The organism is Glaciimonas immobilis (genome assembly GCF_011947285.1).
In the GTDB taxonomy this organism is placed as follows: Bacteria; Pseudomonadota; Gammaproteobacteria; order Burkholderiales; family Burkholderiaceae_D; genus Glaciimonas; species Glaciimonas immobilis.
The window spans coordinates 561,414-577,087 of record NZ_JAAOZT010000006.1 but is presented as its reverse complement, the minus strand read 5'-3'; the positions used below and the strand labels follow the sequence as shown (position 1 = coordinate 577,087).

The following is a 15,674-nucleotide window of genomic DNA, read 5'->3' as shown; positions in this document are numbered from 1 at the left end:
CCAGGCAGACGATTACTGAAAATAAAGGAACGAACTAGTGAACTCTATCATCACCCGCATTCTGACTCCCATTCTACTGGCATGTGCTGCAGCTTCACCGTCCTATGCGGAGTCGCCTTTAAAGATCGGTTTCCTGGCCACCTTTTCAGGATCGGCCGGAGCACTTGGACAAGATCAATACGATGCGTTCATGCTTGCGGTAGAGCAGCGCGGCGGCAAGCTGGGAGGCGTAACAGTCGAAGTGTTGAAGGAGGACGACCAGTTAAAACCTGAGGTCGCATCCCAGATCGTACAAAAGCTCATCGGACGAGAGCATGTGCCAATTATCACCGGCTTTACCGGTTCTAACATCATGATGGCAGTAGCAAGGCAGATTACCGAAAAAGAAGTATTTTTGCTATCGACCAATTCGGGGCCGTCTCCCCTGGCCGGCGCACAATGTTCGCCTTACCAGTTCGTCGTCTCCTGGCAGAGCGATTTCATTTCAGAGGTAGTGGGTAAGTATGCTACCGACAAGGGCTATAAGAAGATGGTCTTGATGGCCCCAAACTATCAAGGCGGCAAAGATGTCATCGCTGGATTCAAACGTTTCTTCAAAGGGGAGGTATTGGATGAATATTACACTCCACTGAACCAGCTTGATTTCTCCGCTGAAATTGTGCAACTGACGGCCAAAAAACCAGACGCAATCTTTGCCTTCTATCCCGGTGGACTGGGGATTAACTTTGTGCGGCAATACCAACAGGCCGGTCTGCTCAAAACTTTACCTTTACTGACCACCGGCGTGGTAGACGGTACAACACTGCCGGCTCTAAGGGACAGCGCACTGGGAATCGTTGGGGGCGGTTTCTGGTCTCCAGATTTTGACAATCCGGTGAACAAACAATTTGTCGAAGCGTTTGAAAAAAAGTACCAGCGGATTCCGTCCAACTTCGCGGCCCAAGCCTACGACGGTGCCCTGCTGCTCGATTCTGCGATCGCAAAAGTTCAAGGCAAGGTAGCGGCAAACAAAGCGGCCTTTGGGACAGCGCTTAAAGCTGCTGATTTTAAGTCGGTGCGGGGGAACTTCAAGTTCGGTACCAACAACTTTCCTGTGATCGATATGCATATGTTTGAGGTGGTTAAAGATTCCAGGGGGCGCATCAACTTAAAAAGCTTCGCCACTCCCCTAAAAAATCATGGCGATGTTTACGCTGCACAATGCCCTTTAAAGTAGGCAATATTCGCTCCGTGCTCATTAGCTCCGGTGCATACGAATTTGGTACCTTTTGATAAAAATATGACGACATCTCTTTTCTTTGCACAGGTACTGAATGGCTTTCAGTTTGGTGTACTGCTGTTCTTACTCTCTGCCGGCTTAACGCTGGTGCTAGGGATTATGAACTTCGTAAATCTTGCGCACGGCTCCCTGTACATGATGGGTGCTTACTTCGCCGCAAGCGCTTTTGGGTGGACCGGCTCGTTCGTGTTAGCGGGGCTGTTTGCTGTGACAGCTACACTGGTGATGGGCATGTTGTTAGAGCGTTTTATTCTTGGTAAGTTGTATTCACGAAGTCATCTCGACCAGGTGTTGGCGACATATGGACTCATTTTATTGCTGAACGAAGTAGTACGCGGTGTATGGGGTCAGTCGCCGAGGTACATGAGCTTGCCTGATGCACTAACCGGAACAATCAATTTATTTGGGATTTCCTATCCAACCTACCGATTTTTTATTATCGCAGTCGGAGTATTGGTGGGCTTAATCCTTTACCTGGTAATTAACAAGACCCGTGTCGGCATGTTAATCCGTGCCGGTGCGTCCGATCCGATAACCGTCGCAGGCATGGGAGTGAACATTCGACTTATTAACGGACTGGTTTTCGGCGGTGGTGCGGCGTTGACCGGATTGGCTGGATTCATGGCTGCACCGATCCTTTCAGTGCAGCCCGGAATGGGAGAGCCGATCATGATCCTCACCCTGGTGGTCATTGTGACCGGTGGAATCGGGTCAATACGCGGCGCGTTTTACGGTGCATTAATTGTGGGGATTGTCGACACGGTAGGCCGGATCATGTTGCCTACTCTTTTACGCGGGGTATTCGAGCGTAGCACGGCCCAGGCGGCAGGGCCTGCTCTGGCTTCGATGTTGATTTATATTTTGATGGCGCTGGTGCTAGCCTTGCGTCCGCAAGGTCTGTTTCCGGTCAAACATGGGTAAGGTAATGAACACGCACATAATAAAAGAATACCTGGCTAAACATAGTCCGTCAGGCACCTCCCAACCGATACAACTGATCGCGGTAATCTTGATTGTTACGCTTCTGGCTCTCATGCCGGTGGTTGCAACACTGACCGAACAATCGTTCTATCTCACCATTGTCACGCGCATTATGATTTTTTCATTAGCAGCCCTTGGCCTCAATCTGATTCTCGGGTTCGGTGCCATGGTCAGCCTGGGACACGCCATGTATGTGGGCATTGGTGCGTACTCTGTAGGAATATTATCGTTCCATGGCATCGGAAGTGGGTGGGCGCATCTGGGTATCGCCCTTTGCGTCGGGACGCTGTCTGCGCTGCTGGTTGGTGCAATAAGTTTGCGCGTGACCGGCGTGGCCTTCATCATGATCACCCTGGCTTTCGCGCAGATGTTTTATTTCTTAGTGGTTGGCCTTAGGGAATACGGTGGGGACGATGGTCTGCCCATCTCGTCACAAAGCAACTTTGGTATTTTCAGTCTGACCAACCCCACAACTTTGTACTACACGGTATTCGCCATACTTATGGTCACTCTGTATGGATTTCACCGTCTTGTGAATGCGCGCTTTGGCATGCTTATTCGAGGATGCAAGTCCAACCAACGCCGCATGCTGGCACTCGGTTTTCCGGTTTTTCGTTACAAGCTTACTGCCTATGTACTGTCCGCGCAGGTATGTGTCGTGGCTGGCGTGCTGTTAGCCAATTTAACGCGCTTTACTTCGCCTTCGTATATGTCGTGGTCTGCTTCGGGCGAGTTAATCGTCATGGTGGTACTCGGGGGAATCGGCACATTAATTGGGCCAGTGGTCGGTGCAGCCACATGGCTCATTCTGGAGGAATTGCTCACCTCGTTTCGCACTGCGCTACCTTGGGGAATTGATGCAATGATTCGCGATTACTGGCTCGCTGTGTTCGGCATCCTGATCATTGTGGTGACGCTGACACTCAAACACGGTTTGTATGGGACGCTGCTGCGGCGCAGAGAGCATAAACAATGAGCTTGCTATCGGTAAAAGGGCTGGTCAAACGGTTTGGTGGCTTCCTGGCCACTGATCACCTGGATTTTGAGGTGGAACCTGGAGAACTCCATGCCATCATTGGACCCAACGGTGCTGGCAAGACGACACTTATCAATCAGTTGTCAGGAGAACTGCAACCGAGCGAGGGAAGAATTCTGCTCAACGGGCGGGACGTAACCAGGTTACCGGTTAATAAGCGTGCGCTCTCGGGCATTGCACGTTCATACCAAATTACCTCCGTATTTATGGAGTTCACCGTCCTCCAGAATGTCGTGATGGCAGTTCAGGCTGCCGAAGGACACAGTTTTATGTTTTGGCAACCGGTTCTTTCTGATGCGCGTCTGGTGGAACCTGCGCGCGAACTGCTTGCCACGGTGGGATTGGAACAACAAGCAAACATATGCGTGGGAATCCTCGCACATGGCGCACGCCGTCAACTTGAAATTGCTATGACACTCGCGATGCGCCCAAAGCTACTCTTGCTGGACGAACCCATGGCAGGCATGAGCCGCCATGAGTCACTGGCGGTCGTGGAATTGCTGCAAAAACTCAAAGGACGCTATGCTATTGTGCTTGTCGAGCATGACATGGATGCAATTTTTGCCTTGGCAGATCGTATTTCGGTATTGGTCTATGGTAAGCGCATCGCCTGCGGGACAGCTGAAGAGATACGCTCCAACGCCGACGTACGAACGGCATATCTGGGCGATCAGGAGGAAATGATATGACGGCGCTTTTGAATGTCGAAGCAGTCAATTCTGCTTATGATGCAAGTCAGGTCCTGTTTGGTATTTCCCTCGAAGTTCAGGCTCGGGAAGTGATCACAATAATAGGACGGAACGGCATGGGCAAAACGACCACGGTTAAAACGATCATGGGGATGCTTGTTCCTAGTAGTGGATCGGTAACTATGGCCGGCGCGAAGCTTAACGGCAAGCCAACCTACAAAGTTGCGCGCAGTGGGATCGGTTTGGTGCCTGAAGGTCGCCATGTATTTCCCAACCTATCGGTGCGCGAGAATCTCGTTGCCACTGCGCAGAATCGCCATAAGGTCGCGCAACCGTGGACGCTTGATAGGGTGTACCAAATGTTTCCACGCCTAAAAGAGCGCGAGCGCAACCTCGGTGTTAACCTTTCAGGTGGCGAACAACAGATGTTGGCAATAGGTCGTGCGTTGATGACAAACCCTAAGCTGCTCATTCTCGATGAAGCTACTGAAGGCCTCGCTCCTCTTATCAGGGCCGAAATCTGGGATTGTCTGCAACGTTTAAAGGACAACGGTCTTGCGCTCATCGTGATCGACAAAAACATTGGCCCTTTGCTACGCCTTGCAGACCGCCACTATGTCATCGAAAAGGGGAAAGTCGTGTGGAGCGGAACCTCGCAGGCTTTACGTGATAATCCGCAAGTCCTGCATGAATATGTTGGTGTTTAAAATTATGGGTGCTTAGGTGTAATGACAGGCGTTCTTCAAAGTCCGACATTACAAAGCACCTTCGATGCACTAAAAATCAACCAATGAAAAAATTTGAAGTCCGAACTCGACGCCGGGGCTCCGTGCAAATACGTGCTTGATCCACATTCTTTGCTTGAGCGTACTACCTGAGCAGTGTCAATATTTTCGAAAAATGATCTAAGGCTTGCCAATATGAGCGTTCCATTAATTACCGTCAGAGTCGCCCGCAAGACGCAGGAAGCGGTCGATATTTTTACTTTTGAACTTGTCAGTACCGACGGCATACAGCTGCCTGCTTTTTCCGCAGGCTCTCACATCGATGTCCATTTACCGAACGGCCTAATACGCCAGTATTCGCTTTGCAATGACTCTGCAGAGAACCATCGATACGTCATCGGCGTATTAAAGGATTCTTCTACGCGTGGAGGTTCAAAAACGATGCACGACGTTGTAAAAGAAGGAGATATACTTCACATCAGTCTGCCGAAAAACCACTTCCCCCTGACGCATGGGGCTCGCCGAAGCCTGCTAATTGCTGGCGGAATTGGCGTAACGCCGATCCTTTGCATGGCCGAGCGACTATCCATCGCTGGCGCTGAGTTTGCCATGCACTACTGTTCCCGCTCGAAGGAGCGCATGGCTTTTTACGGCCGGATCAAAGATTCCGCATTTACAGATAAGGTTAAGTTTCATTTTGATGATGGTGCTCTGCAGCAGAAGCTCGACATGCAAGCGCTACTCGGAACACCTCTGACTGAAACGCATTTGTATGTTTGTGGTCCTAAAGGATTCATGGACGCAGTGCTTAATACAGCGCGCGCTGCAGGTTGGCCAGAGGATCAATTGCATTATGAGTTTTTCTCAGCCGAGGTGGTCAGATCAGACAGCGACGGCAGTTTTGAAGTCAAGTTGGCGAGGTCAGAAAAAGTGGTACTGGTTCCAAAGGATATGACGGTAATAGAGGCATTGGCTGCTGTCGGGGTATATATCCCGACCTCGTGTGAACAAGGTGTATGTGGGACATGCCTGACGCGTGTGCTTGAAGGAATACCGGACCATCGTGACGTGTACTTAACCGCCGAAGAGCAAGTCAAAAATGACCAGTTTACCCCTTGCTGCTCTCGATCAAAGTCACCGATGTTAATCCTCGACATTTGATGAGAGAGTGAACGAAATCGTCGGTCTGTGAAGTTGCTGGATGGACAAATTAGTGACAGGATTTCCATTCCAGTATTGTACATACCAGTCATAATCGTGGGTCCATTCACGCGCAACAAACAAAATCACGAATTCGCTTAAGCTATTGCCGATGGCAGAGTTGTAGCGCAGATAATCGCCCATAGCTGGGCGGCATATGCACGGCGCTGTGGATGTTGGCGATCATCGTAGGGCTTGGCGTAGTGAGTTTATTGCTGCCTCTGCGTTCGGCGAGATACTTCCGCTCTCGCCGCCCATCCGGCTATGTTGCGCGATGCGTCGGCATAGTTTTGTAGCGTGGCACGGCTTTGTTGCATAAGTCCACCCAGAGTTTCCAACAGCATCGGTGACGCACTGATGCTACCAAAGTTACCCGGCCAAATTCCAGCTACAGAAACCATTATCGCCGTCAGTGGGGATGGTGCGTATGACACCAAAGGCTGCCATGCCGCGATTGCGGCATGCGGTGCAGCAGCGCCATTCGTGTGGCATAAATTGGCACCATGATTCAGGCCTGCGGCGACCAGCATTAGGGTGAGCACAGAGTTGAGAAAAATCCTTAGCGTACTATTTTTCCGAATTCTGTGGCTCTCCAGTTATTGCTTAGTTGGCGAGTTATGAGAGCTTGCGGGCACGGACCATGCAGCCTATTAATGCCAGGCCGCCCAATAGCATGCCGGAGGTGCCCGGTTCTGGCACTGGTGAGGTAACCGCGCTGAGGTGGACTGCAGTGCCACCATCTATTCCAAAATGAGCGTTTATGCCTGTGCCTGAGCAACCGCTTCCGCCGATTTTAGCCGTGTCACCTGCTTCAACATACGAAGTTGCCGAAAATACGCCGCCGCAGGAAGCCGTATCCGCCCTTGTAACCACTGCATTCGCACCTACACTAATGTAAGTCCTGGCAAGAATTGTGCCGATCACATGCGCGCCATCGCCCAGCGATGCATATCCGTTGCTAACGTTCCAGATCACGCTGTCCCCTACACCGGGATTGGACAGCACAATATTGGTAGTGCCACCGAACGCCAGGATGTCAGCAATATTAAAAACCCAAAATTGATTGGCCTTACCGCCCCCATCAAGAGTAAGGGTCGTACCGGCAGTCGTTGACAGGCTGGCCGCGCTATACACCCCGGGCGTCAGTGACCCGCTGGTCACCAGCGTGGGTGTCAGCAGCGTACCCCCTCCCATCTTTTCAAACGCGGTTTGCGCCGTAGTCACTTGTGCCGCGGTCGAGGTGACAGTGTTCTGGATTGATGCTTTAAAATCTGACGGCACGATAGGAGAAGAAGCTAACGTGGTTTTTGTTCCGGTATAACTTGGTGCAGTAATCAGGCCGGTTGCTCCGATAGTGCCCAGGACCGTACCCGATGCACTGACGGTGGCAGTGCCTCCAGACAGCAAATTTCCCTTCAGAACAGCGTTTGCACCAACCGTAGTGACACCGCCCGATGTCATGTTGCCGCTTACGTTCGCACTGTCCCCTATGGTTCCCGCACCGCTGGACTTCAAACTTCCGCCAGTGATGGAGCTCTGGCCCGTAGTCAGCACCCCACCGGACCAGATATTTCCGGTGACTTTTGAAGCCGCACCACCAGCAGTGTTGGCACCTACTGAAACTTCATTACCATAGACCGTCCCGGCGGCACCGACGGTGGCGACATCGCCGGATAAGACGTTCCCGTAAACAATGGAATTGGCACCCTGACTTGCGTAAGTATTTGCAAAAACTGTCAGGCTATCCGCGTTCAAATCGAACATGGTAGCAGTCGTAGCAGTTTGGGAATGGGCGGGAGTGTAGGCAAGCAAGATGAACAAAGGCAGTGCTAATTTGATCGTTTTCATATTATTCGCAAGTTAATTTACTACTACTACTTTTTATTGAGGGACGTTGTTTAAAGTAATTACATCGATTCTTTGCGCGGCTGAAACCTGAACTCCGGTTACAAAGGCTCCTCACTTATTGAAGATGATCGACATCCTTAACTCTTAACTTTTTCCCTGATACAAGCGAATTGTGATTTTTCAATAATAACAAAAAAAGTTATCAAAAAATTGCTCATTTATAATTTTTTACATTGCCTACTGTCTGATTTTTTCTGGTATGTTTCATCCCTTCTCAAAATACGTGCATCGCGCATTCTTAGTTAAGCAAAATTTCCACTTAAACGCTTGTCTCAATTTTTAACACCACCCATGTCGGCATGACCGCAGCGGTCGCACCTGATGATTGTGGCGGCTCAACAAATCAACATTCTGTCATGCACCTTAAAACGCTACACCTGAAAGCGCGGCGATATCTAATGTTTACCAAGGGGGGTCAACGATCAAATCGCTATCAAATCGAATGTGTCCTTAAAACTGTCACATCAGACATCAAGGTCGAATTGTTAATCGGGTGGTAGCGCTCAATGCATTCCTTATCGATGCCAAAACACGCTCCGGTCACACACAAAACCACATGCATCAATGAAGCGCAGATACGTTTGCAGGAAACAGACACGCATTAATCTTGCGTAGCAAAGTAGCTTTATTGACCGGCTTGCACAGCAAACCAGGCACCTTGTATTTCTAATCGTTATCGATTACTTCTTTCACCGCTAGCAAGGTGAGGACGATGACCGGCATCGCGCTTAACGATTCGCAATTATTTATTGGGGTCAAAGCTGAAATACCGTCGATACAAGGTAAAACGATAGCGAGCAAGGTCAAAGATAGTGCACAGTTCGCAACAAGGCTCGCACTTGCAAGCCATCGGGCGCGCGCATCACATCATAGCCGCTGCTATGCAGCGTATGCTCTGGAAGAGCTCCCATAGGTCTCGTCGTCGATAATTAAAATTAATTTTATTTCAGCGGCGCGCGCAAGGCTTCGCTCGCTAATGACAAAAAACCTTTTTTTGATCGCCGCTTATACTGCTATTTTTAGTGCCATCCCATCGGGTAATGGCGGAGCGGGAAGGCAGGCATCAAATGGGCCACCGGTGTAAAGGGTCTTTGCCGACAACAACTGATCGTCACGGCCAAGTAATAATATCTGGCATGTAGCCGATAAAAAATCACTACATTCCGACTCAGCATAAGAATAAATTGCGCGGCCAGGTGCACGTGCCAAAACGACAAAAGTAACGCCTCCGGACGCTCACCCGCAAATATCCTAAGCGCTTGCGGCGCACACCAACTCGACCAGACAGCCAAGCCCTGATCAGCTAAGGTGCTGTGCAAAGCGCTTGCTTCGACCGCCTTATCGGTAACGATCAGCGCTTTAGAAGGCATCGCTATTCCTTGCCAATCTGGGCATGGTCGCGCTAACAGAACCCAGTCCAGGCAGCGCCGCGCTCACCGCTTTTTCCACATCACCAAAAGCTCTTCCAATATGCTCGAAGAGCAAGACTCTTGGATCGTTAGCCGGGGTCATTCCATTAACGCTGGGTACCACCGCTAACTTTTCCATCGCTTCACACAGCGCCGCAAATTGAAATGCACCGATAGCCAGGGCCGAGGTCCGGAGATTATGGGCAAGGATTGAAGTATCCCGCCATTGCTGCAACAAATGCATGCGTCGCATATCCAGCATACCGTCACGTAATGTTTCAAAAAAACGCCCTAAAAAATATACGAGGATCTCCGCATCGGCACCGACAAAATCTCGCAAAATATCGATATCAATGGCGGGTTGCACTTTATGATAGACGCCAGCGATAATCATACTTTAGCAATCAAGCATGCAACGATGCGGCGTATGGCCGCAATTTGGGTAGGTTTCGGTAAATAATCATCCATGCCAGATGCGAAACAAAGTGCCTTGTCAGATTCCGTTGCACTTGCAGTGATGGCGATAATAGGGAGATGTCGACCGGTCATTTTTTCTTCTCGTCTGATTTCTCTGGTCATTTCATACCCATCCATATTCGGCATCTGGCAATCGGCAAATAGCACCAGACATTCATTTTTAGAAAGCCATGTAAGCGCGCTCTCACCGTCCTGCAGCACAATTATTTTCTCGAAACCAATACGCTTTAACTGAAACACTAACAATTGCTGATTCATCTGGTTATCTTCGACCACTACAACCGGAAGTCCGCGGCGCCTCATGGCCCGTCGAAGCGCCGATTGCAACTACCCGTGCAGGTGGGCGCGACACATCGGCCGAGTATTCCCCTTGCGCTTACTCCTTCGCCATGTATTGATTTCATTACCGTAACTCCACTATTTCTATCCCAACTCGCCACTTCCGGGCCTGCTTTCCTGGAAACGATTCGAATGCCGAATTTCTTAAAGAATGCACCTTAGATTCAAACATCCCGGGCGACCCGGGTTATACACACGAAGCAAGCTCAACGGCAACGCTTTACTGTAGCGCTAGTCATTCAAATAGCTGATGTACTTAAAACCGGCAATGTGACTGGCGCATTTTTTTTCGCAGATCAACCATGGCATTCTTGCCTGCGCATGACTCGATTTAGCATAACCTTCAGGTCACGTCTGCCTTTCGGTATTTAGGCTTACTTTATTATATGAATTTTTTACTTAATTAATATACAATAGTAAAATTGTTATTTAAACAAATTTTTACAATTGCCGATTTTATCAAATTTATTAAATTTGTCAATTATGTTAAATAAATTTTTGGCAAACTACTTTGCAGTGTTGTTTTTTTAATAAAGCAAAGATATTCGCCCTACCCTCGCGGTATCGACTCATAACGCTAGATGGTGAAGATCATTAATACTGAAGCGTCCACAACGTCGCCTTGTACCGTAGTGATAGGGGGAAGACAACCCCTTGCTGGTTGTTCTCTGTTGAATGCGCTGGCAGATTTAATGGAAGTGCGCTTCATCATTGCCGACGATGGCCGTCAAGAACTCATCCATGCTGCTTATGATGAGAGCCATGACATCATCATCGCCGACCTTGATATGTACGGACTCGATAATTTCAGGACAATGAATATTTTACGACTCGATCCCATTTATCACGATGTACCAATGGTGGTTAACTCCGGACTAAAAGAGCCCGTTATTAAAAACCGTGGCGGATTAACGCCCAACGTTGCGTATATTCGGAAAAAGAATTTATCGCCCGTTACCCCGCGTAACCTAATAAAGAATAAAAGCGAAAAATGGATAAAGCAATAAAGTACGCATGGCAGGTCGGGTGTTGCACAGACCCGCAACCCCGCCCCGAATGATGCACAATCACAGGTCACTCGCACACCGCCTAAACACTCTTGCCGCGGAAGCAGGACCGCTTGTGGAGGGCAATCTCGTCACATCCACTAGCCGACGCTAGCGAGGAAGGCTGATGTAGCGTTTACTAAATATTACTAAGTTCATAGAAAACTGTGCATAAAACACACTTCCTATTATGCAATAATGTCATGTTTGACGAAATTCGATATTGACGGATATTGGCATCCGAAATACCGTAAGACTTTCACAGCGCACATAATTGGATGGCTTCAAATGTATACGCAGGCTAAAAACACTACGTCAAAGAGAATCCGCATTGTCGTGGTAGAGGACGACGATGCTTTCCGCGAAATAGTAGTCCTCAGTCTCCTCAATCGCGGTTATCAGGCCAGAGGCGTGCACGACAGCGCTGCCCTGTACCGAGACCTCCTGGAGAGACCTGCAGATATCGTGGTACTCGATGTCGAGCTCTCGGGCGATAATGGATTTATGATTGCCCAGCAGCTACGGACCATGCAGCGTACCCGCTTGTTGGGAATTATCATGCTGACCTCGCATAGTGATTTGCAGGCGCGTGTCGACGGACTCGAGAGCGGCGCCGATATGTTCATCACCAAACCGGCCAATCCACGGGAAATTAGCGCTTCCATCGATAGCCTGTATCGCCGCTTGAATCTGAATGTAGAAGTGCAAGGCAGCACGCCATGGAGGTTTGTCCGAACCGAATGGAAACTGATCGCTCCATCAGGTGCTGAAATCACGCTTACCCATCTCGAAACCCTGTTGGTCGATATCCTGGCCGAAGGTGACGGCCGCCCCGTCAGCCGGCGTGCAATCATCTCAACCGCACTCAAGCAAGATCCGCTGGCCTACGATGAACGCAGACTGGAGGCAGTGATCAGCCGGCTGCGAAGAAAAATTGCCAAGTCCTACGGATCCTCCCAGCCGATCAAGGTAGCCCACTCGGTGGGCTATATTTTTGCCGATCCCATTACCCGAGAATAGTAGCGCCGACTACCACCGCTGCACCGCCCCCTCGGCGCCATTCTGCTTAAACAGTGCTGGCTTGAAATCTGGCTGCTAACCACCACTGGCCTTGCCTGGAAAAAGACAAGGCCGCCTTCCTATTCCGCTACTCAATCCCCGGCATCGCCACTTCCTCCCTGGCTTCCCACTCTGGCACGATCCGCCTTCCATCCCCATCCGGGGAGCACTTGCATTAACGGTTCGCATGCAACAATTGTGTCAATAACCGTACCTCCCAACACCCCGCGTCCAAAAATCATCATTTCTTATGTAAATGTCAGCAATCGTAAGAATTCGTAGAGTTGCTGACACTTTGAACGCCTCAAACTTGCTACAAGCTGTCACGAAAAGTATCCCATCATATTTCCCCCTGAGTGCCGTCAAAAGCACATCGACAAAGCAGTAATTCGGGATGGTGTAAACAGAAACGTCACCCGACCAATTACGAACATTTGCTGCACAACGACCCGGCAACCGTCACCAAGAGGGACTTAACATCATATGCCAACTTCAAGCGGCCTTATTTTCAAGCAAGCCTTTGAACTGGAACTATTACGGCGTTTAATCGACGTGGTAGTCCTGGCGGGCGCGGCATTGCTAGCCAATTATTTGCGCTACGGCAGCGCTTTCGGTCCGATTCCACCGGTGCATCTCGTCTTACTTTACCTCAGCTGCGCTATGGTGTTATTTGGATTTCCTCAAAAAGGAATCAGCACCCGCGGGCGCCTCATGCCGCAGATGTTTGTGCGCTTCGCCACCTCTTGGGCAATGATCTTGCTGGCGGGTCTGCTGTTGACTTTTTTCGTTCACCGGGCCAGTGAATTATCGCGACTGTGGCTGCTTTACTGGTACGTGACCGGTTTCGTGTTTTTATCGCTGTACAAGATATTTACCCACGGCGTACTCAGCATCATCCGCAGGCGGGGTTTGAATAGCAAACGGATCATGATCGTAGGTTACGGCCGCACCGGTCAGGAAATGCATAAGCGCGCGCTGCAACACCATGGCTATGGCTATGACGTGACCGCCATCTATGCCGACCCAGCAGACCAGGCAAGCATAGATCTCGACGCGAACTCGCCTACATGCATCAAAAGCCTGGATGCAATCAACGATTATCTGCAAGAAAACGATATCCACGAAATCTGGATAACCTTGCCGATCAGTGCATCGGCGCAACTGCTCGAACTGCAATACCTGCTGCGTAATGCTTTAGTGGACGTGCGCTGGGTTCCCGATATGCTGGGATTCCAGATGGTCAACCATCAGATGGTCGACTTCCTCGGCCTTGCCACGGTGGAATTGAATCGTCCGGTTTCGCATGGCATGCGCGGCGTAATCAAACATCTTTTCGATAAAGTCTTTGCGACGGTAGTGCTGACCCTGTTGCTGCCTGTATTTGCTGTGATTGCAGTAGGAATCAAATGTTCTTCATCCGGCCCGATATTTTTTAAGCAGGCACGGTTAGGTTTTAACGGCAAGAAATTCATGGTCTACAAATTCCGCTCGATGACGATGCACAAGGAAACCGGGGAACTTTGCCAGGCCACACAGAATGACGTACGCATCACGCCGTTTGGACAATTTTTAAGACGCACCAGCCTGGACGAACTTCCCCAGTTCATCAACGTATTGTTAGGCGATATGTCGGTGGTTGGCCCACGACCGCACGCGCTGCAACACAATGTCAAATATGAAGAAATTCTGGAACTCTACATGGCGCGCCATCGGGTCCGGCCCGGCATTACCGGTTGGGCGCAAATTCATGGTCTGCGCGGCGAAACCGATACCTTGGACAAGATGGAAAAGCGGGTAGAGTTCGACATGCACTATATCCACAACTGGTCGCTGCTGATGGATTTACGGATCGTGATCTGGACCGCCTTCAAGGGATGGACGGGTAGTAACGCTTATTAATAGTCCCGCCCCTTCGGGGCCTGTCGCGCACGAAACATCGTTTAACAATTAAAAACGCGTTTAACGCTACCGTGTGGTCGCCGTAACGCTCACTGCACCGATATAAACAGGGACCCCTTACGACCTTCCAGGCTGACCTGATGAAGCAAAAATAGCATTAACAGAATTCTTTACTCTTTTTCGAATCGAATCCCATGAGTCTTCCTCTTATACCCGTCGTACTATGCGGCGGCTCTGGCACGCGTTTGTGGCCCTTGTCGCGCGACACCTATCCGAAACAATTTCTGCCACTGCTGGGGGAAGAAACGCTGCTACAGCAAACCATGCAGCGACTGAGAAAAATTGACGGGATGGGCGCCCCGCTACTGGTATGCAACGAATCTTCGCGCTTCATTGCCGCCGAACAACTACGGGAAATCGGCATAACTGACGCCAACATCCTGCTTGAACCGATGCGCCGCAATACGGCCCCCGCCATTGCGGTGGCAGCGCTGCAAGCAATGGCCCACGGCGATGATCCTATTTTAATGGTCTTGCCGTCCGACCATGTGATCAAAAATCAGGCCACGTTCAGCGCCGCGGTAAATATAGCGAAGCAGGCCGCCGAAGAAGGCAAGCTGGTCACCTTCGGCATTAGCCCGCTGGGGCCTGAAACCGGTTACGGTTATATTCGCGCCGGCACCGCCTCTGCCGGCCAAGCCCAGCCGGTCCTGGAATTCGTCGAAAAACCGGACCGTGCTACCGCCGAAAAATATCTCGCCAGCGGCAATTATTTCTGGAATAGCGGTATGTTTGTATTCCGCGCCAGCCGCTACCTGGAAGAACTCTCGCGCTTTCATCCAGAGATCGTCGCCGCTTGCCAGAATGCGCTAGCGCTGGCAAAAAACGACCTAGACTTTATCCGGCTTGACAGCGCATCCTACATCGCCAGCCCGGATAAGGCGATTGATTATGCAGTGATGGAACGCACCGAATATGCGTGCGTCGTTCCACTTGATGCTGGCTGGAGCGATATCGGTTCATGGACAGCGGTATGGGAAGCTGCGGCGAAAAACGCCGATAACAATGCCACCCATGGCGACGTGATCCTGCAAGATTGCGATAATTGTCTGGTGCATGGTACTACCCGCCTGGTCAGCGCCATCGGTTTGCGCGACATCGTGATTGTAGAAACTGCCGACGCCGTCCTGGTCATGCACAAAGACCATGCGCAAAACATCAAGCAGCTGGTTGAAAAGCTAAGCACCACCCAACGCCCCGAGGTTTTGCAGCACCGCGAAGTAGCCCGACCATGGGGTTCGTACGACTCCATCGGCAAGGGCCCACGCTTTCAGGTCAAGCGCATTACCGTCAAACCAGGTGCCAAGCTCTCGCTGCAAATGCATCATCACCGCGCTGAGCACTGGGTAGTAGCCACTGGCACTGCCAGGATTACCAACGGCGAACAAGTTTATTTGCTGACAGAAAATCAATCCACGTATATTCCGGTCGGCGTTGTCCACTCTCTGGAAAATCCCGGAAAAATCCCACTTGAACTCATCGAAATACAATCCGGCACCTATTTAGGAGAAGACGATATCGTGCGCCTGGAGGATAGATATGGTCGTACCTGAAACTAAAAATGCGC

Annotated in this window: 14 protein-coding genes and 1 pseudogene; 11 read left to right on the top strand and 4 right to left on the bottom strand. The window is 50.4% G+C overall.

Annotation, left to right across the window (positions count from 1 at the left end):
- Positions 1–37: 37 nt before the first annotated feature.
- The 7 genes and pseudogenes from HAV38_RS11630 to HAV38_RS11595 all read left to right on the top strand — a co-directional run.
- Positions 38–1,216 (top strand): ABC transporter substrate-binding protein, encoded by a 1,179-nt coding sequence (locus tag HAV38_RS11630; RefSeq protein WP_168055505.1) that lies wholly within the window; start codon positions 38–40, stop codon positions 1,214–1,216.
- Between the two features lie 63 nt (positions 1,217–1,279).
- The gene (locus HAV38_RS11625) at positions 1,280–2,200 is read left to right on the top strand and encodes a branched-chain amino acid ABC transporter permease (RefSeq protein WP_168055504.1); all 921 of its coding nucleotides are present in this window, start codon (positions 1,280–1,282) and stop codon (positions 2,198–2,200) included.
- 4 nt (positions 2,201–2,204) lie between these two features.
- Complete coding sequence (locus HAV38_RS11620) at positions 2,205–3,236, top strand: branched-chain amino acid ABC transporter permease (protein WP_168055503.1); 1,032 nt, start codon at positions 2,205–2,207, stop codon at positions 3,234–3,236.
- Entirely contained in the window at positions 3,233–3,985 is a 753-nt protein-coding gene (locus HAV38_RS11615; RefSeq protein WP_168055502.1) for an ABC transporter ATP-binding protein, read from the top strand. The genes HAV38_RS11620 and HAV38_RS11615 overlap by 4 nt, the downstream gene beginning before the upstream one ends.
- Complete coding sequence (locus HAV38_RS11610; protein WP_168055501.1) at positions 3,982–4,692, top strand: ABC transporter ATP-binding protein; 711 nt, start codon at positions 3,982–3,984, stop codon at positions 4,690–4,692. Before HAV38_RS11615 ends, HAV38_RS11610 begins: the two co-directional genes overlap by 4 nt.
- Before the next feature lie 213 nt (positions 4,693–4,905).
- Positions 4,906–5,871 carry a PDR/VanB family oxidoreductase gene (locus tag HAV38_RS11605; protein WP_168055500.1) on the top strand — a complete coding sequence of 322 codons (966 nt, stop codon included), beginning with the start codon at positions 4,906–4,908 and terminating at the stop codon, positions 5,869–5,871.
- Between the two features lie 375 nt (positions 5,872–6,246).
- Positions 6,247–6,387, top strand: a pseudogene (locus tag HAV38_RS11595) (IS5/IS1182 family transposase); the annotation flags it as partial.
- Between the two features lie 138 nt (positions 6,388–6,525).
- Here HAV38_RS11595 and HAV38_RS11590 read toward each other — a convergent pair.
- The 4 genes from HAV38_RS11590 to HAV38_RS11575 form a co-directional block, all read right to left on the bottom strand.
- Positions 6,526–7,758: an ice-binding family protein gene (locus tag HAV38_RS11590; RefSeq protein ID WP_168055574.1), complete on the bottom strand. Its 1,233-nt coding sequence runs from the start codon at positions 7,756–7,758 to the stop codon at positions 6,526–6,528.
- Between the two features lie 1,079 nt (positions 7,759–8,837).
- Positions 8,838–9,188, bottom strand: coding sequence for a hypothetical protein (locus tag HAV38_RS11585; protein ID WP_168055499.1), 351 nt, complete (start codon positions 9,186–9,188; stop codon positions 8,838–8,840).
- Complete coding sequence (locus tag HAV38_RS11580; RefSeq protein WP_168055498.1) at positions 9,178–9,621, bottom strand: hypothetical protein; 444 nt, start codon at positions 9,619–9,621, stop codon at positions 9,178–9,180. The genes HAV38_RS11585 and HAV38_RS11580 overlap by 11 nt, the downstream gene beginning before the upstream one ends.
- The gene (locus HAV38_RS11575) at positions 9,618–10,007 is read right to left on the bottom strand and encodes a response regulator (RefSeq protein WP_260326359.1); all 390 of its coding nucleotides are present in this window, start codon (positions 10,005–10,007) and stop codon (positions 9,618–9,620) included. Before HAV38_RS11575 ends, HAV38_RS11580 begins: the two co-directional genes overlap by 4 nt.
- Before the next feature lie 617 nt (positions 10,008–10,624).
- On the opposite strand from HAV38_RS11575, the gene HAV38_RS11570 reads away from it, so the two are divergent.
- The 4 genes from HAV38_RS11570 (at position 10,625) to HAV38_RS11555 (ending at position 15,660) form a co-directional block, all read left to right on the top strand.
- Entirely contained in the window at positions 10,625–11,050 is a 426-nt protein-coding gene (locus HAV38_RS11570) for a response regulator (RefSeq protein WP_168055496.1), read from the top strand.
- 327 nt (positions 11,051–11,377) lie between these two features.
- Complete coding sequence (locus HAV38_RS11565) at positions 11,378–12,109, top strand: response regulator transcription factor (RefSeq protein ID WP_168055495.1); 732 nt, start codon at positions 11,378–11,380, stop codon at positions 12,107–12,109.
- 522 nt (positions 12,110–12,631) lie between these two features.
- Positions 12,632–14,047, top strand: a complete 1,416-nt coding sequence (locus HAV38_RS11560) for an undecaprenyl-phosphate glucose phosphotransferase (protein WP_168055494.1) — start codon at positions 12,632–12,634, stop codon at positions 14,045–14,047.
- Positions 14,048–14,241: 194 nt separating this feature from the next.
- The gene (locus HAV38_RS11555) at positions 14,242–15,660 is read left to right on the top strand and encodes a mannose-1-phosphate guanylyltransferase/mannose-6-phosphate isomerase (RefSeq protein ID WP_168055493.1); all 1,419 of its coding nucleotides are present in this window, start codon (positions 14,242–14,244) and stop codon (positions 15,658–15,660) included.
- The last annotated feature ends 14 nt before the right edge of the window (positions 15,661–15,674 follow it).